Annotated in this window: 19 protein-coding genes; 7 read left to right on the top strand and 12 right to left on the bottom strand. The window is 55.6% G+C overall.

What is annotated here, in order from left to right; genetic code table 11:
* The first annotated feature begins 7 nt into the window (after positions 1 to 7).
* A complete protein-coding gene (locus AC2FJE_RS21645; protein ID WP_496761476.1) occupies positions 8 to 586 on the top strand; it encodes a hypothetical protein in 579 nt (192 codons plus the stop codon).
* A 409-nt stretch (positions 587 to 995) separates the two neighbouring features.
* Here AC2FJE_RS21645 and AC2FJE_RS21640 read toward each other — a convergent pair whose 3' ends face one another.
* Together AC2FJE_RS21640 and AC2FJE_RS21635 are read right to left on the bottom strand one after the other, a co-directional pair.
* Positions 996 to 1,211 carry an amidohydrolase family protein gene (locus tag AC2FJE_RS21640; RefSeq protein ID WP_282121142.1) on the bottom strand — a complete coding sequence of 72 codons (216 nt, stop codon included), beginning with the start codon at positions 1,209 to 1,211 and terminating at the stop codon, positions 996 to 998.
* A gap of 130 nt (positions 1,212 to 1,341) precedes the next feature.
* A protein-coding gene (locus tag AC2FJE_RS21635) for an IS3 family transposase (RefSeq protein WP_282121141.1) occupies positions 1,342 to 2,693 on the bottom strand; the annotation gives its coding sequence in 2 pieces (ribosomal slippage) (positions 1,342 to 2,357 and positions 2,357 to 2,693; 1,353 coding nt in all).
* A gap of 486 nt (positions 2,694 to 3,179) precedes the next feature.
* Between AC2FJE_RS21635 and nhaA the strand changes: the two genes are divergently transcribed.
* A complete protein-coding gene (nhaA, locus tag AC2FJE_RS21630) occupies positions 3,180 to 4,535 on the top strand; it encodes a Na+/H+ antiporter NhaA (protein WP_282121140.1) in 1,356 nt (451 codons plus the stop codon).
* On the opposite strand, the gene AC2FJE_RS21625 is transcribed toward nhaA, so the two are convergent.
* From AC2FJE_RS21625 to AC2FJE_RS21615, 3 genes are all read right to left on the bottom strand, one after another.
* Positions 4,532 to 6,331 (bottom strand): SLC13 family permease, encoded by a 1,800-nt coding sequence (locus tag AC2FJE_RS21625; protein WP_282121139.1) that lies wholly within the window; start codon positions 6,329 to 6,331, stop codon positions 4,532 to 4,534. The two genes, nhaA and AC2FJE_RS21625, sit on opposite strands and share 4 nt — an antisense overlap.
* 221 nt (positions 6,332 to 6,552) lie before the next feature.
* Complete coding sequence (locus tag AC2FJE_RS21620; RefSeq protein WP_282121200.1) at positions 6,553 to 7,518, bottom strand: fatty acid desaturase; 966 nt, start codon at positions 7,516 to 7,518, stop codon at positions 6,553 to 6,555.
* A gap of 294 nt (positions 7,519 to 7,812) precedes the next feature.
* The gene (locus AC2FJE_RS21615) at positions 7,813 to 8,055 is read right to left on the bottom strand and encodes a hypothetical protein (RefSeq protein ID WP_282121138.1); all 243 of its coding nucleotides are present in this window, start codon (positions 8,053 to 8,055) and stop codon (positions 7,813 to 7,815) included.
* A gap of 154 nt (positions 8,056 to 8,209) precedes the next feature.
* On the opposite strand from AC2FJE_RS21615, the gene AC2FJE_RS21610 reads away from it, so the two are divergent.
* Entirely contained in the window at positions 8,210 to 8,944 is a 735-nt protein-coding gene (locus AC2FJE_RS21610; protein ID WP_282121137.1) for a Crp/Fnr family transcriptional regulator, read from the top strand.
* Positions 8,945 to 9,022: 78 nt separating this feature from the next.
* Here the strand turns inward: AC2FJE_RS21610 and AC2FJE_RS21605 are convergent, their stop codons facing one another.
* The 7 genes from AC2FJE_RS21605 to AC2FJE_RS21575 all read right to left on the bottom strand — a co-directional run bounded on the left by AC2FJE_RS21605 (position 9,023) and on the right by AC2FJE_RS21575 (position 14,000).
* The gene (locus AC2FJE_RS21605) at positions 9,023 to 9,211 is read right to left on the bottom strand and encodes a hypothetical protein (RefSeq protein ID WP_113788272.1); all 189 of its coding nucleotides are present in this window, start codon (positions 9,209 to 9,211) and stop codon (positions 9,023 to 9,025) included.
* A gap of 338 nt (positions 9,212 to 9,549) precedes the next feature.
* Complete coding sequence (locus AC2FJE_RS21600) at positions 9,550 to 9,687, bottom strand: hypothetical protein (RefSeq protein ID WP_282121136.1); 138 nt, start codon at positions 9,685 to 9,687, stop codon at positions 9,550 to 9,552.
* Between the two features lie 165 nt (positions 9,688 to 9,852).
* Positions 9,853 to 10,971, bottom strand: a complete 1,119-nt coding sequence (locus AC2FJE_RS21595; RefSeq protein ID WP_282121135.1) for an alanine/ornithine racemase family PLP-dependent enzyme — start codon at positions 10,969 to 10,971, stop codon at positions 9,853 to 9,855.
* Complete coding sequence (locus AC2FJE_RS21590; protein ID WP_282121134.1) at positions 10,968 to 12,101, bottom strand: N-acetyltransferase DgcN family protein; 1,134 nt, start codon at positions 12,099 to 12,101, stop codon at positions 10,968 to 10,970. Before AC2FJE_RS21590 ends, AC2FJE_RS21595 begins: the two co-directional genes overlap by 4 nt.
* Positions 12,102 to 13,097: 996 nt before the next feature.
* Complete coding sequence (locus tag AC2FJE_RS21585; RefSeq protein WP_282121133.1) at positions 13,098 to 13,304, bottom strand: hypothetical protein; 207 nt, start codon at positions 13,302 to 13,304, stop codon at positions 13,098 to 13,100.
* Positions 13,301 to 13,687, bottom strand: a complete 387-nt coding sequence (locus AC2FJE_RS21580) for a hypothetical protein (RefSeq protein WP_282121132.1) — start codon at positions 13,685 to 13,687, stop codon at positions 13,301 to 13,303. Before AC2FJE_RS21580 ends, AC2FJE_RS21585 begins: the two co-directional genes overlap by 4 nt.
* Before the next feature lie 43 nt (positions 13,688 to 13,730).
* Positions 13,731 to 14,000: a hypothetical protein gene (locus tag AC2FJE_RS21575; RefSeq protein ID WP_282121131.1), complete on the bottom strand. Its 270-nt coding sequence runs from the start codon at positions 13,998 to 14,000 to the stop codon at positions 13,731 to 13,733.
* A gap of 326 nt (positions 14,001 to 14,326) precedes the next feature.
* Between AC2FJE_RS21575 and AC2FJE_RS21570 the strand changes: the two genes are divergently transcribed.
* The 4 genes from AC2FJE_RS21570 to AC2FJE_RS21555 all read left to right on the top strand — a co-directional run bounded on the left by AC2FJE_RS21570 (position 14,327) and on the right by AC2FJE_RS21555 (position 16,749).
* A complete protein-coding gene (locus AC2FJE_RS21570; RefSeq protein ID WP_282121130.1) occupies positions 14,327 to 14,752 on the top strand; it encodes a hypothetical protein in 426 nt (141 codons plus the stop codon).
* Complete coding sequence (locus tag AC2FJE_RS21565; protein WP_282121129.1) at positions 14,749 to 15,195, top strand: hypothetical protein; 447 nt, start codon at positions 14,749 to 14,751, stop codon at positions 15,193 to 15,195. Before AC2FJE_RS21570 ends, AC2FJE_RS21565 begins: the two co-directional genes overlap by 4 nt.
* 245 nt (positions 15,196 to 15,440) lie before the next feature.
* A complete protein-coding gene (locus AC2FJE_RS21560; RefSeq protein WP_282121201.1) occupies positions 15,441 to 15,683 on the top strand; it encodes a hypothetical protein in 243 nt (80 codons plus the stop codon).
* Positions 15,625 to 16,749 carry an SLC13 family permease gene (locus tag AC2FJE_RS21555; protein WP_282121128.1) on the top strand — a complete coding sequence of 375 codons (1,125 nt, stop codon included), beginning with the start codon at positions 15,625 to 15,627 and terminating at the stop codon, positions 16,747 to 16,749. Before AC2FJE_RS21560 ends, AC2FJE_RS21555 begins: the two co-directional genes overlap by 59 nt.
* Positions 16,750 to 17,015: the final 266 nt, after the last annotated feature.

Raw genomic sequence — 17,015 nt, 5'->3', positions numbered from 1 at the left:
GACGCAGGTGGTTTATGAGAACGATGGTGTGGTCATACGCTCCTGGCCCGCGATACACGGCATTGACGGTTCCGTGTCATACAGCGTGGAATGGAACGGGCTTAAGTTCGTCTATTCGGGTGACACCAACCCAAACAAGTGGTTCGTAGAAAACGCCAAAGAGGCTGATCTCGTCATCCATGAATGTTACCTAACGGTACAACAATTTATCGATATAAAGAACTACGATCCCGAACGTGCTCGTTTGGTTGCAACGGTAGTTCACACACCACCGGATGCGTGCGGCAAGCTATTTTCGGCTATCGAGCCTCGGCACGCGATTGCCTATCATACATTTGCCGATTTCGACATCGCCCCCGATACAATTGCGGCAATTCGAATGACCTATGATGGGCCGCTTACCTTGGCTCAAGATATGCTCGTCTGGAACATTTCGGCGGAGTCAGTAACCGTTCGAGAAGTTATAGGGTCAGACAATCCGTTGCCAGTTGCCCCCCCGACACCCGCCGGGCCACCTGACCCAAGTGAACGAACAGAATTGTCAGATTGGCTCAACGCAGGCCGACTCGACCTTGGCCAGGAGTAACCTGCGAGAAGCAATTCTTGCCAAACTGGGTTTGAGAAATCGGCAAAGCCCACATACTTGTGGTGAAAACCTTTTGCCGATCATTCGGCAAGGGTCCGCGTTATCTGCTCTTGGATTGTAGGGCCAGATCGCGGCGGAAGACTGGCTTGGATTTAGCCGAAGTCCGCTGGATTAAACGACCGGCCTGGGAAAATCTGCCGCCCGCCGAATGATCGCAAGCGCAAGCGCAAAGGTTTTCTGTGTGAGAGAAAGCTGCGTGGGTAACAAACCCAAAGGAATTTGGCTCACCAGGTCAGCTTCGACAATCAGACATGGATCATGAAGGCAGACACAATTGGGTTTTCTCTGCGCACTGTCTCCATGGCGGCGTGCTTTTGTAATGTTTACCTTATTGGTCTGACTCTATTTTTCAGTTTCCCAATTCACCGTATTTCACTGCGCCATCCATGAGAGTCAGAACAACTTTCGCCTTATGGATTTTGTTAGTCTCCAATTCAAAGATATTCTGATCCAAGACGATCAAGTCAGCACGCTTCCCGACTTCGAGAGTGCCGATTTTCTCATCAAGCCCAAGGAGTTTCGCGCCGTTGATTGTGTAGGAGAGTACCGCATCTTCGACGGACAATACTTCGGCGGCATTCAGGGGTTCCGTTGACGGATCCGCGCCAATGGGGCGGCGAGTGTCCGTAATCAGGGATTTTGGGACAGATGGCAGCCTGAGCTAAGAGAGGATCTGGCGCATCTGATTGGTTTGATTATGCGGCGGATTTGCGGTGAAGCAAGCGCCGGGTTTCGATTGTCTTCTGTTTGATCCTTTCTCGTTGTTTCAGAATGGTCTGGCCGCGCCCGAAGTAGACATCGGCCGGTGTGAGGTTTTGCAGGCTCTCGTGATAGCGCCGGTGGTTGTAGTGATCGACAAAGGCATCGATCTTCTGCCTGAGATCACCGGGCAGGTAGTAGTTTTCCAGCAAGATGCGGTTCTTCAAGGTCTGATGCCAGCGCTCGATCTTTCCCTGAGTTTGCGGATGGTATGGTGCCCCTCGGACATGATCGATTTCCTGATCTTCCAGCCATTCGGCAAGTTCACCAGAGATGTAGCTGGACCCGTTGTCGCTGAGCAGCCGTGGCTTGTGGAAGACGGTCGCCTGGGCACAGCTCGAAGCCTGCAAAGCCAGGTCCAGCGTATCGGTGACATCACTGGCCTTCATCGTCGTGCAGAGCTTCCAGGCGATGATATAGCGGCTGTAATCATCGAGGATGGTCGACAGATAGAACCAGCCCCAGCCGATGACCTTCAGGTAAGTGAAGTCGGTCTGCCAGAGTTGGTTCGGCCGAGTGGTTTTATCCCGGAACTCGTCAGCCGCCGATAGAACCACATAGGCCGGGCTGGTGATCAGGTCGTAAGACTTGAGGATCCGATAGACCGAAGCCTCTGACACAAAATACTTTTCCGTGTCGGTGAATTGCACGGCCAGTTCGCGCGGGGAAAGCTCACTTTCCTTCAGGGCCAGATCCTTGATTTTCTCGCGCACTGGCGTGGGAATGCGGTTCCAGACCCGTGTTGGCTTGGGACTACGATCCTCAAGCGCTTCAGGACCACCCGACAGATACTGGTCATACCAGCGATAGAAGGTGGTCTTCGGGATGCCCAGCTTTTCCAAAGTGCGCTTGGTCGGGAGATGCGAACCTTCGACGAGGCGGATGATCTCCAGCTTTTCAGATGCAGGATACCTCATTCGTCGTCGTCCCCATCCGCGATCATGCTTTTTTTGAGCAACCGCAGTTCAAGAGCCTGTTCGGCAACCACTTCCTTCAGATCGCGCGCCTCGCGGCGCAGATCTTTGACCTCGGTCGATGTCGCGGCACGCGCGGTGTCACCGGCAAGGCGTTTCTTACCAGCTTCAAGGAACTCCTTGGACCAACTGTAGTAGAGGCTCTGGGCAATGCCTTCACGGCGGCACAACTCTGCAATGCTGTCCTCGCCCTTAAGGCCGTCCAGCACAATCCTGATCTTCTCTTCCGCGGAATACTGTTTGCGGGTCGCACGGCGAATGTCCTTTACGACTTTCTCACCGTAGCTCTGCTTGGTTCCGGGTTTCTTTCTCATCTCCACTCCTTGGCGGTTACGATGAGCCAGAAACCCTCCCTTATCAAATCGACTTAAACTGTCCCATTGGCGCTGACGTCAGACAGACGCGGCCGAATGTCCACGCATCTATTGGCCGCTGGTTTCAAAATTCTGAGTGAAGCGGACTGAACTTTGGAAAGTCACAGCTGGCTCAAGGAAAGAGCCGAAGCACCGAAGTCTGACAAACGACTTCTGGTGACGATCCAGCTATTGTTCGGAGCCGTTCGCGGGGAAATGACAAAGAACCAACTCCGGGGCTTCATGAATGCCGGATGCTAACCTGTTCCTTAATTTGTGAAGCCTAATCAACCGTTTCCGCATTGTCTGTTTCTCAGAAACTGAAAAACCTGCTGGTGAATATCCTGCGTGGATGGCTCCTGCATAGCCAGACATTGATCCACGTGGTCATTGCGTCCACGCTTCAATGGCGTAGTCTCTTTTCACCCGAATTGGCGTAGTTGTCCCATGATAGACAATCATCAAAGCCTGCCCCAAGAGCCCGCCGATAGAATAACAAAACCCTTCGCACGCTTCCTAGAGATCCAAGCGGCCGCGAGTGGGCTCCTGTTCCTGGCTGTTCTGCTGGCTTTGGCGCTGGCAAACTCGCCTTGGCAAGAAGGCTTCCTGGGCTTCTGGAAGACCCCTATTGGCCTGACATTCGGTTCGTTCGATTTCACCCGCTCGCTGCGACACTGGATCAACGACGGGCTGATGACCCTCTTCTTTTTCGTGCTTTCTCTGGAGCTCAAGCGCGAGATCGTACTGGGCGAATTGCAAAACCCGCGACAGGCCGCCCTGCCGTTCGCGGGCGCTCTGGGCGGCATGGTGGTGCCGGTCGCGCTCTATCATTTGTTGATGTCCGGGCAGCCCGGGGCGCACGGCTGGGGAACCGTGATGGCAACCGATACGGCGTTCGTGATTGGGTGCCTGGCGCTTTTCGGAAGGCGGATCCCGTCCACCTTGCGTCTGTTCCTTCTTTCTCTGGCCATTTTTGACGATATCGGCGCAATTCTCGTAGTCGCCTTCGGTTACGGGGAAGCGTTGAACTGGTCGGCGCTCGGTTTGGGTCTGCTGGGAATTGGTATCGTCGCAGGCGCCTCGCGCGTCGGGATCAGAAGTGTCCCGGTTTATTTTCTGCTCGGTGCGGCAGTCTGGCTATGCATCGACGCCTCCGGCGTTCACGCGACCATCGCAGGGGTCATTCTGGGCCTTATGACGCCGACGCGCATATGGGTAAGCGATGCCCGGCTGCATGCAATCCTTGGGCGCCTACGCGCCGTTCCGGCCGGCTATCGGCAGCAGGGAGGTACCGCAACCCGCCATAACCTGCGTCAAGCAAGCAGAGCGGTCACGGAGGCACTCTCGCCAGTCGAACGGCTCGAGACAATGCTGCACCCTTGGGTCGGCTTTGCAATCATGCCGATCTTCGCGCTGGCAAATGCCGGCATCACGGTTCAGGGTGCCGATTTCGAACAACCGGTCTCCTTAGCGATAATTGTCGGCCTGGTGTTAGGAAAACCGATCGGCGTCTTCGGGTTCAGCTGGCTAGCTGTCCGATTGGGCCTGGCAGTGTTAGCGCCGGGCCTGTCGGGGCCGTTAATTCTGGCCGGCTCGTTTCTAACTGGTATCGGTTTCACGATGTCGCTGTTCATAGCGGGTTTGGCCTTCGATCCGGCGACGCTGAATGCCGCAAAGCTTGGAATTCTCTCAGGATCAGCTATTGCCGCAACGGTCGGGATCCTCATGCTGCTCCTGCTGACAATTCATGCAGCGCGCGCAAAATGCGCTACAAGTACCGCAGATCAAGACCGGATACCCTAGAATGGGAAGAATACCGGGATCACCCCGACCACGGCTGCGCCGACGATAAGATTCATCGGAACGCCGATCCTGAGGAAGTCGGAAAACCTGTAGTTCCCTGCGCCATATACCAATGTGTTGGTCTGATAGCCGACCGGAGTGGCGAAACTTGCACTTGCGCCAAACATCACAGCGACGACGAACGGCTTTGCGTCGACACCGAGTTGTTCCGCAACACCGATCGCGAGAGGTGTAACGACGACGGCAACGGCGTTGTTGGTAACCGCCTCGGTGAGCGCCGAAGACAGTATGTAGATCGCAGCGAGCGTAACAATTAGGGGCAACTCTACGAGAGTCGGCACCAATGTCTCCACGATCAGGTTGACAGCTCCTGCATTCTGCATACCGCTTCCGACGATTAGCATGGAAAAGATCAGCACAAGGACGCTGGCGTCGATGGACGCCCAGGCTTCGCCGCTGTCGATGCACCGGAGCACGAGGATGGCAGCGACCGCGACAAGGGCAAGCACGCTGATCTCGGCGAACCCGGCTGCGGCGAGCGCCACAACCGCGAAAAGCGCGAACAGAGCTAGCGGCGCTTTCCCGCGGCGGAAGGCGCGCCCCCCGGCATCTGTGATCGCGGCAAGATCGCCCGCCTCGGTCATTCGGGCAAAGCCTTCAGGCGTTCCTTCCAAAAGCAGTGTATCGGCGGGGCGCAAAAGCGCCGTCGACAGGTCGGGTCCAAGCACTTCCCCATGTCGGTGGGCGCCAAGAACACGCATGCCGTATCGGTGCCCCATGGCAAGCTGGGCAATGCGCACTCCGCGGCTTCGGCGTGAAAGCGTCACGATAGCTTCGGCGACGATCAGCTCCGAGGTGTTTTCGGCCTCTGGCCCCTGGCGCAACCCGACTTCGATCCCTTCAAGTTTCCTGAGGGTGAGCAGTTCTGATGTCGCAACCTTGGCAATGATCCTGTCGCCCGGTTCGAGTATGTGTTCACTCAATCCCTCTCTCTTGACTCCAGACCGCGCACGGATGCCGACGATTTCAACACCTCTTCGGCTGAGGGCGGCGATTTCATGAATCGTTCGACCAATATTCGGGTAGTCCTCTTGCGGGCGTACCTCGGTCAAAAAAGTCGCTTTATCGTCGCCGCCCTGTTCCGCAATATCCTTTCGGTCCGGCAGTAGGACAGGTCCAAGCAGGAGGAGCGCCACACCGCCTGTGGCCGCGGCCACCAGACCGACCGGTGTGATCTCGAAAATTGAAAACGGTTCCAAGCCAGACGCCTGGGAAACGCCGTCCACCAGAAGGTTGGTCGACGTGCCGATTAGAGTACACGTCCCGCCCAGGACGGACATGTAGGAAAGCGGAATCAACAGGCGTGTCGCGGCAAAGCCCAGGCTCTGCGCCAAACGAATGGCCACCGGTATGAGGACGATGACGACCGGCGTGTTGTTAATCAGACCCGAGGCGACTAGCGTCGCGATGAGAAACGCCGCTATACCGGCGACCGGGCGCTTGCTCCCTGCGGCGACAACCTTGTTCGCAAGTGCGTCGAGAAACCCGGTTCGGACCAGCGCGCCGCTGATTACGAACATCGCGGCGATCGTTATGGGTGCAGGGTTCGAAAACACTGCCAGAACTTCATTCGTGGGGACAAACCCCAATACGACAAACAGCGCGGCGGCCCCCGCAGCGGTTACGTCCGGTTCGAAGCGCTCGGAAAGAAATGCTGCGAACAGAAGGACGACAACTGCGAGCGCAAGATAGGGTTCATAGTCGGCGATGAGATCAATCAGTCCGCCCTCCTTCATTCATACCTTTGCTGCTGACGATATGGCGGTCACAGCATCCACCTTCCTGACTAGAGCGACAACTGAATAATCAGCCCAATTGTCCCGACAATACTGGCTCAGAAAGAAACCCTACTGGCACAGATGTGGCCGTCCGTGGAGCAACAAATGTCCTAATGAGGTGCTCCCAGTTTCCTATCCAACGCACCAATTCACTGACCAGTGGCAATATTACGCAAGGCTCAGGTGGGAAGTGCCCGGGCCTCTGCAAACGACAGCAATCTGCGGCTTTTCTCATCCCAAAGGTGCAGTCGCGCGCAGCGGAAGCTTTCCCAAAGCGTAATGCGTCTGGTCTGTGCCAGGACGTCGTGATCCTTGACTACGTCGTGTAAACGGTAAAACGGGATGCGGCTGGCCAGGTGATGCACATGGTGGACTCCGATGTTCCCGGTGATCCAGCGCAGGATGCCGGGCAGAGCGTAGTGCGAACTGCCGTGAAGGGACGCGTCCCGGATGTTCCAGTCTTCCTCGTGCCGCCAGCTGGTTTCCTCAAACTGATGCTGCACGTAGAAAAACCACATGCCGGCTATTGCGGCCAGAAGCATCGTCGGCAGGAAGACGAACAGCATTACCTCCCAACCGCCCAGCAAGACAATCACTGTCAGAGTGAGGCCTATGGCAGCGTTTGTCGCCATCGCACTCAACCAGTAGCGCCAGCCGGACCGCATCAGGTGTACTGGCAGCCGGTTGTGCAGGAAGAACGTGTAGAACGGCACCACCCCGAACAGGAAAACCGGATGGCGTAACAGGCGGTAAAGCGTACGGCCCGGCCATCCCTTCCCGCGGTACTCCCTGACTGTCAGCACCGGCAGGTCTCCGATGCCCCGCCGGTCCAGGTTTCCGCTCGTGGCGTGGTGGATCGCGTGGGTCTTGCGCCAGACGTCGTAGGGTGTCAGCGTGATAACGCCGATCACGCGACCGATCCAATCGCACAGACGCCGGTCGCGGAACAGGGAACCATGCCCGCAGTCGTGCTGGATTATGAACAGCCGGAGCAGGAAGGCTGCATTCGCCAACGCGAGAGCCAGTGCCAACGCGGTGCTGATCGAGAGCACCCACCAGGCAACCGCCCATATTGCCACGAAAGGCGCGAGCGTGACCGTCAGTTCGAAAATACTGCGAGAGGGGATTGGCTGCCGGTACTTCATCAGGGTTCGTGTCCAGTCTGATGCGGTCAGCCGCGCCTCTTCCTGTCTTGGACCGGTTACACCGGAGGGGTATCCCGCGCTGGGTGCCCCGCCCGTGACGGGCAAGGGTCCTGGCTGGACCCGCGCTTGCCGCGCGGTCGAGGCAGATCCGGCAGTCTGCATGTCGGTTTGGATGCTACCGTCTTGGTGGCCCATGCTACCCGGCATGTCCTGCTGGTCGGGCTGTTGGCCCCGTGCGTTATTCGAGTTGGACGAAAACGGCATGGGCGATATCTATCTCGCTGAAATTATGTGTCATCCCGGCGGCCTCCGAACGGAGTTCCCGCTAGCAATGATCCGGTTGATGAGAACCGCCACGGACCGATGCGCCTCTATCTCTCCATCAGTTACAGCCGCGGTTTCATGCGTCTTTGCAGCATCGCGAAGGATACCCATGATCTCACGTTCTGCGAGAAGCTTGTGATCGTTCATCGCCAGCAGCATCGACTCGCAGATTGCGAGGGCCGCCATTCCCGAGAAGTCCTGTTCGCTACGCATTTTGTGACTTCCTTCCAGGTAACGGTTAAAGTAACGCGCGACCGGGCGGCCTCGCTTATCACAAGCATCTTCGCAGAAAAAAGGCTATGTTGGGCTAACCGAAAGCAGTCTCTGCACGATTGCGCCTGGAGCTTTTCCGGCTTGTGAGGCCCCGATGACGGATATCTTTGAAAACCCGCTGACACGGAAGCTGCAAGTTTTCGTCGCCTTGTCTGACGATGAATTGGACGTTTTGAAGCGTTTGCATCTGCGCCGCCGTTCCTTCACCGCGGGGCGTGATCTTGTGCATCAGGGGCAGTCGGATCAGGCCGCTTACATTCTGGCCGCTGGTTGGGTGTGTTCCTACAAGCTTCAGCCGGATGGAACCCGACAGATCGTAGACTTCCAGATACCAGGGGATTTTCTTGGATTGCGCAGCGTCCTTCTGCGCACCTCCGACCACAGTTTCGAACCGGTCACGGACATTCAGGCGGTGGAGGTTCTGGGGGGCGACCTTCTGGAAGCATTCGAGAAAACGCCTCGCCTGGCGGCAGCCGTTCTCTGGGCAGCATCACGGGACGAAGCCATGGTCGTCGAACACCTCGTTGGGGTTGGCCGACGCGCCGCAGATTCGCGCATGGCGCATTTCTTCTTGGAGCTGGCGGAACGGCTGAGGTTGGTCGGAATGGGGAGCAAGAAAGGATTTGCTTGCCCTTTGACGCAGTACCATCTTGCTGATGCACTCGGCTTAAGCGCCATCCATGTGAACCGTGTTTTGAGGCAGCTTCGCGAAAAACGGCTGCTGACCTTTCAGGACGGCCGCGTGACGTTCGACGACTATGACGGATTGGTGGCCATTTCAGGTTTCGATACGGCGTATCTGGATCAGACCGGCCCACTTTTGAAATGAAGGAGGCCGCCCTTCGCTAAACTTGGGCGGCCTGATTTTCTTCTAAGACGAGATAAGTCAGTAATAAGACGAGATAAGTCAGATAATCTCTTCTGCAGCCGCGTTGAGTTCCCTGTCCGTCTCGTCGTAGTTATTCGCCTCGTGCGCTTTCTCGGCAGCCTGGTAGTGTTCCAGCGCCCGATCCTTTCTGGGACCGGCAGGTGCTTTGTCACAAGCTGCTTTGACCGAGGTCATCTTCTCGGTGACATTGGTTTGTTCAGGCGTCATTAGAATGTCCTTTCCTGGACATTCCGAGAATAGGAAACGCTGGGCAATGCGGCTCGTTTCAAGAACCGCACGCTTCACGCGCTTCTATTTTGCTCGGAAATGAGTGCCGCCGGAGATTCGGCAGGCACGAAGCCATGTACTCATCTTCTCCGCCCCGCAATACTGACGCAGGTTAGCTTGGGATAAAGCCACACCGCGTGGGTAATGATCTGAGGGGGAAATCGGTGACGCTTGTAGCTGATGGATGTTGAATTCATCGATGTCACCTACGTCCAAATCATATCATCGGCAACCGAACGACGGTTAACGTGACGACACCGTTCAGACCTACCGGATTTTCATAATTTCTTGGGGTCAGACTTGACCTGTTCCGGGCCGATGAAGGCAGGTTTGAGTTTGGGTTCGACTTCTGAGTCTTCAGCAGCCTTCGAATTCAGCAACGCTGCCGCTCTGATCGTCAGATCCTTGAAAGACATGCTTTTTCCTTTGATTGCCAACAAGTATTTCGAACTCGCGATGGAACATAAAATTCACTTGTGGCTAGTGCACATATAGGTGTTGGAGACCCGATTTACTATGGGCTACCAAGAGATCGGTTCCTCTATCGTGATTTGATGCTGCCTCAATTTGAGCTCATCGGCCTATATCACCGTTGGATGCACACGATCCGGTTCTATCACAGCTCCGTTCCAAGTTGTTTCACTGACAAAGACCTTTTCGACATCGGTCGCGTTCATCGCCCTCATGAGCGCACCGTAGTTCAACTGACACCTGATTTCGGCCCCAACCTGCAAAGCGCATTTGGAGGTTTCAGTGACAGTGTGATCACTCGTCGCGCCGACAAATGTGATGTCCGTAGGAAAGCTCAGCCCGCCAACATTCGTGTCCTGCAGCCCGACAGCAAGAACCGAACGGGACTTGCTGGAACTATCCTGCACAAGACGCAACGCCAAAAGAGCCGGATCAATCAGACGCAAGGGAAAGGGCCTTGTCTTGAACTTTGTTTCGATCACCTCGACCACAAGAGTGAACGCATCTGTATGAAGCCCATCTATCTGCTCGCCGGAAACGGGATCGGTGCCCAACAGGATCGCCTCGCCCAGGCGCAGTTCGTTGATACGCCCCTTTGTCGGTAGATCCAAAGCCCAAGGTAAATTGGCGGAACTGCCTCCTGATACGGTCTCAAGAAATGGGCCGCAAGCGCCCTCGATTTCGTATGCGAGCGTCGTTACGACATCCATTGCATCAGCGTTCGGAGCAATGTTGCCCAGGCAGGCGAAGTTGGCACCAATACCTTTGAGAGCTACGCCAGGCATCTTCATCACCAATGTCGCGATACGCTCAAGATCTTCTGGCATTATCCCATCGCGCATATCTCCCATCTCAATCATCAAGATAACGCCATGCACCTCGCCATTGCGTAGCGCGACTGCGGAAAGTTCCGCGATAACGTCTATCTCTGTATTGTAACTGGTTTCACAGGTCTCGATGATTTGATCGATTTCGCTCAGCATAGGAGAGCGGATCATGGATATTGGGCAGATGATGCCGGCGCAACGCATGCGCTTTACGTTCGCGACCCGGGCATCGGCCAACTGGGAAACGCCGCTTTCTAGCATGGCATGGGCGACGGCTGGGTCACCGCAAACAGCCTTTGTCACGCCTGTCACACTGATCCCGTGCGAAGCAAGACGGTCCACCAGAAAGCGCGTATTCTGGCGGATCTTGCACAAGTCGATTTCGATCCGCGGCGTCGTCATTCGGCAACCACACGCGGCAATGGCCGCAATTGGGGATAGGCAGAAAGAACCAACTCTGCCAAGTGCGCCGCTGGTCGGAGCAGAGCGTCAGTCACTGGGAGACAGAAGTTGCGTGAAAAGCCCCTGATGGCTGTTTCCACCTCGGTGTTCGTCATTCCTTCATGATTGAGCGTGACACCAATCACTTTCGTTTTGGCGAAAGCTTCGATAAGTTTTATCTCGACGCGCGGATCGGGCATCGGCATGTTGGGAAAATCGCAACGGTGGGTCCGTTTGGGGGCGTGTTGCAGAATGACGGCGTGTGGCTGGCTACCGCGAAGAATGAATGCTGATGTGCAGAAAGCCGGATGGCTGAGCGCGCCTTGGCCTTCAATTAGGATGACATCTGGTTGTTCCTTTTCGGATGCCGCAACAATGACACGCTCAAGCTCGCCACAGCAGAACTGAGGCGGCACTGCATCCAAGGCAATACCATACTTGGCTCCCTGCATCACGCCGGTCTGACCGGTTCCGACCAAAACCGTCTTGATCCCCCGTTCATTCAGGGCATTCGCCAGCAAAGTTGCCGTGGTCCGCTTTCCGATTGCGCAATCAGTGCCCAACACAGCGATACGGATCGCTTCAACATCTGCAACGCAGCCGTCAAACAGACGCATGTTCTTGCTAGGTTGCGGCTTCCGAATGTCCCGAATGGTAACACATCCAAACTGGGCGGCTGAGCCAATTTCGAGATCGTCGCCGAGATATTCGTGTAGCCCACTGACGATATTCATGCCTGACGAAATCGCGTCCAGAACAACGCCTCTGTCTGCCGTGGACAATGTACCACTGGACGGTGCCATTCCATAGATCAGAGTGTCTGGGGCTACCGCTTCGTGAGCGATGGCCGCGCTAAGATCGCCATGCACTGGAATGCCGTTGTCGATACCATCGAGAACCTCGCCGCTGTCACGCCCTTCTAGAGTGCTGTCAATTACTGACAGAACACGAAAGACCTGCGAAAACCGGACTAGACCGTTTGCAGTCTTGCCGTCAGTCTTGCCGAAATTCCCTTCACAATAGACGGTGGCGGTTGGAGCGTCATAAGAGATTATCTTAGGAGGGTTATCTGGACAAATTGAGAGATCCATCGGCGGCGCCTGTGCTGCTCTTGCGACCGGTCTCTTCATTTGCGCTAAATGATCTTCCGTTTTCATGTCTGTTCCTTTCTATGTCGAGCCAAACCCGGGACAATGAAGCCACCAGGGTCAACGAAGTGACGCCTGATTTGGGATCAGCAGGCTTCGCGTTAGTTGTTCAGAACGCAAACGCCCTTTGATCGCTGGAAATTTCGGTGGCACTCCCAGCGGTTTCCGGCCCTGTCCAAGTGGGCGTTGGCCGGTAAGTCTATGAAAACGCATCCACTGGCAGTTTCCGCATACCCGCGGTCACATTTCCAACCTTGTCCATGGGAGGCATCGTCAAAGTAAGCGTTCTCGGGAACAATAACCGGTTCACAAGCGCCAACTCGCTGGAAGTACCCGCGCTCGCATGTCCAGGGTTGCCCATAAGACGATCCATTCAGAAAGGCATTGGCTGGTACCATGATTGGGGCACATATCTCACCTTCGGCCCGATAGCCCCGATTGCAAACCCAAACATCACCATAAGACTCGCCCGACAGGTACCCGTTGTCAGGTACTGCAACTTCCAGGCAAGTCTCGTCAATTTTCACGTAGCCGCGCAGGCACCGCCAACTTTTTCCTGAAGAGGCGAGATATCCGCCTTCGGGTACGGGTACTTCGACACAAGCCAGGCCATTTTCTTCTAGAAATCCATGCAAACAATCCCAGCCCCTGCCATAGGTCCTGTTTGTTGCGTAAGCATTCTGAGGGACTATAATGGCGACGCAAAGGTCGTCTTCGACCCGGTAGGATCGGTCGCATTCCCATCCGTCCCCGTAACTCCTGGAGTGTGCATTCTCAGGCATGAGGGCGTCTGCAGATTGTGCGAACACAGGGAATGCGAATGACGCGAAGATACCAGCCAGAATGTACATTCTTACCGAAAGCCGTTCTGACGGTTTCTTTTTGGGCAATTTTCTAGGTGTCATAACTGGCTCCCTTCTGACCTAATGGCATCGGCTTTTATTCTTGGGTTTCAGTTGCCCTGTTAAGGTCGTGTTGGGTGCGCCACGACTCAGGCCGTTCGTCTCGTAGTGGTGGCACGTCTTCGTTCTCGATAGTTTGGATAGGGTGTCCCGTCAGTTCCGCTGATTGAACGGCCATCGTCATCACAAAAGACAGCTTCTGCAGCGCCTTTTCAGCCAACGGTTTTGGTGTGGCATGTTTCATCCCTTTTCCACCGTGTTTTCCGCGCGTTCCGGCGGCTTGTCGACGTCAAGGCCGGCAAGACAAGCTTGAGCGATGTCACGGTCCGGAACATCCGTGCCCGGAATGGTTGCCCAGCCTGTCTCCATGACGGCATCGCGGCGTTTGTAGGTTGTGGCTTTTCGAATAGTGTCAATATGTGCAACCCGATCCGGATCCACGCGTGCCATATCGAGGCAGACCGGCACCATCGCCGCTATGACTTGGTTTCGAGCCATCGCCGTCGCTCTGGTATCTGCGGTTCCGCCAGTCACCCAACCGCCCCATGAAAATCCAACCACACCGACAAAGACCGCACCGATCACGGCCCCATAGATGCTAGGTTTCAGCCATTCAGGAGTGTTCATTTCGAATCCTCCAGCGGAGAAAGCGCCGCCTCGCTATCATTTTTTAGTCTGGGTCAATGCGCCGGTCCCGGCACAGCGCCGTTTCTAGGTCTTTCTCGGTGATTGGACGCTGTTCGGTGCGACCAATCTGGCTCCCTTTCCCATGGACGACCAAGTAGGTCGCAGTCCGGCGAAAGGCCTCAAAGCTGAGGCTTTGCAAAAGCTCTTCTTCGACGACGATTTCATATTCGCCTGCGGCCAGCTCGTCCGAGTAGCCCGGCAATACAAACGCATTGGCAAAAGTCACCATCGATCTCGACGATCGTGTGCTCATCCCCGACCTCCAGACTGTCTGCGGGTCTTTCCCGCGCCATTGTCACTCACCACCAGATTCCAGGGGCTACATGGTCGAACGAACTCCCTCCTTGTATCTCATGATCATTCGACGGGTGCTGACGCATGTTAGTCTCGGCTACCGGAATGCAATCTACCGAAGGCCCCTGGACCGCCAACTGGACTGACCTGTGTAAGGGCACCGCGACGAGCGATCGCGTAAAATTGGTTAAATCTGAAAATGCTCCACCTGTGTGCGTCCAGAACTTCGTTTTGCCCGGTGCGTACTGGTCAAGAGCTGACCGTCAATAAAAGAGGAGAATAAAGATGGCTGAAAACAAAGCACTGGGTACTCGCCCACCTGAATTCGAACGCTTTCTCTATGCACCTGTCGGCGAAGACCGGAACGGATATGTCGTGACGGTTCTCTCGGCGCTTGCACGTCTTGGCCTCGATCCCTGGAACGAAACCGCCGAACTCGTGAAGTTGCGGCGGGAAGAAGCCTGCGCGCGGCTTGAGATCCTCCTTTCGAAATTCAGGGACGTTCCCGAGCTAAAGCAGGACCACAATGCCGTCGCGCAGGAATTGAGCCTGTTGCTTCCGGAAAGCCCACGAGTAACTCCTCTGACGCGGGTGAGCTCGACAGTTGCCAATGGTCGCTTGGTGTCCAGCGGTGCAATCTGGACGATACTCGCGATCGTCTTCGTCCTGATACAAATGCTGTTCATCAATTCGCCAGGATCAGACGAATGACCTCTGCCCATCAAGCGCCCGTGGACCACCGGCGATCGATTGAGAGACCTGAGGTCACGTCGGCGATCGAAGACGCGTTCCTTTGGAGCCTTGAGGAGAGGTTCTGGACTAGTGGTCTAGATAGCGCGCGCGCGACGACTGCACAGAACGCCGTCATGATCTTTCCCTTTCCGCCCGGCATCCTTCAAGGCGAACAGGTCTGGGACCACTTGCAACGGAATACAGGCTGGCGATCTGTTGTGATGACCGACCGCAATACGACGCTTCGCGGCAGCATTGCAATGCTCGCGTATCGCGTTTCGGCCGAGAAGGCCGGCGTGCCGATCTATGAGGCACTCTGCGCGTCCACATATTTGCAAGATGAGGACAATTGGCTTAGGATTTCGCACCAGCAAACACCCGTGATCCCGACTGAATTGCTCACCAAATTCGTTTGGTCCTGATCCGTCCAATCCGCGGGCTGAAACAAGGTTTGCAGATCGGCGACAGTTGATAGAGATGAAGAAAATAACTGCTGGTACGACCTGTGCAGGTTTTAAATGCCTTGTCATGTTCGAGCACCGGCGCAGTGCAATCTGTGGGCGTCGATCTCGCAGATTTCGGGCATGTCCTCCTCCTTTCCTGAAGGAGTGTGTTTGCATCGGGTCCAAAGCACCAGCCACTGCGCATTGTGAAAGGAAAAACCAATATGTTGATACTCGATTTCCTTTCGGTCTTTCTGATAGCTGCCCAAATATTGGCTTTGTACCTAATCGCCTCAGATTTGATGATGAACAACACGCCGGTCGTCATTGTCTTAATCCCGGTGGCCATTCGATTGGCGCGAAGCCTCATTTTTTGCCGCAACACGCCTGCTGATCCCGCAATCATACATGGCGGTTCTTGGAGGAACTTGCACACTTATCGGGAATACAACCAATTTGCTGGTTGATGGTGTGCCGCAGGCATCGGGAATCGAGCCCCTTTCAATTTTCGAAATTATTCCGGTCGGTTTGGTTGCGGCAGCCACGGGCGGTTTGGCATTACTCATGCTCGGGCCTTTTCTTTTGCCCGATCGCGGGGATATTGCACGACTGGGCGCAGACAATGAAACAGCCTTCTTCACAGAGCTTCGTCCGTGGGAGGATTATCTGGGCGTGGGTCAGCGCATGGGCGGAATTTTTGACCTGAACCGGCGAGGCATGGAGATCATTGGTGTCCGGTCGCGATCCGGGGTAAAGCGCGATCGCCTGAATGAGCACGTTCTCGAGCCAAGTGACAAGATCATTGCCAAGGTGACGACATCGGAACTCCTCACCCTCCGTAGGATCGAAAGTAGCGAAGTTAGTTTGCGTCAAGGACCAGTCCCCGAGACCGTCACCGACCTGATAGTCGCTGAGGCTATCGTTACCCTTTCCCGTCGAAGTCGTGGTGTGCGAATTTGCCCAGCTCGCTATGGCATGCGCGTCATTGGCGCCCACCGGCACGGGGAAACAATTGGACCTGACTTGTCAACGGCACTCCTGCGTCCGGCTGATACGCTGCTTTTGGAGGGAACACTTGAAGGCTTTGCGCAGATGACCGAGGCTGGCGATCTCGCAGCGATCACGGATGCCGGAGGCCGCGCTTTCCGCCGCGAGAAAGCGCCGCTCGCTCTCCTGGCGCGGTGTGTGGTCGTGGTCCTTGCAGCCGCTAGGATAGCCGAGGTCAGTGTGCTTGCTCTCATCGCCATTGCGACCATCCTCGTATTGCGGTGCATCGACAGCAACGAGGCCTGGAGTTCCATCGACGCAGGTGTTCTTGTCCTGATCTTCTCAATGTTGATTGTGGGGATAGGTCTTCAAAACTCTGGGGCCGTTGGCCTGATCGTCAAAAGCGTAACCCCGGCACTAGACGGAATGCCTCCAATTGTAACGCTTGCTGCGGTCTACCTATTGTCCTTGGTGCTGACCGAAGCAGTCACCAATAACGCTGTTGCCGTCGTGGTGACCTCGTTCGCAATCGGCCCTGCCGAATAGTACGGCATTGACCTGCGGCCCTTTGTTGTTGCGGTGATACTTGGGGCGAGTACAAACTTTGCTACGCCTGTTGGCTACCAGACTAATACCTTGGTATATTGTTTCAATGTCGTCGCCTTTTTGGACCTTCAGGCGCTTTGTCCCAAGCGGCCTTGACGGAGGCCATGTGCTTGACGGTGTGGTTTTCCAGACTCTGGTCTTCATCATTCATTGGAATGTCCTTTCCTGGACGGTCCGAGAATAAGAAGCACGAGACTCATACAGCC

Source organism: Ruegeria sp. CDSC002 (assembly GCF_059610905.1).
This window is presented reverse-complemented; position numbering and strand designations above follow the sequence as displayed.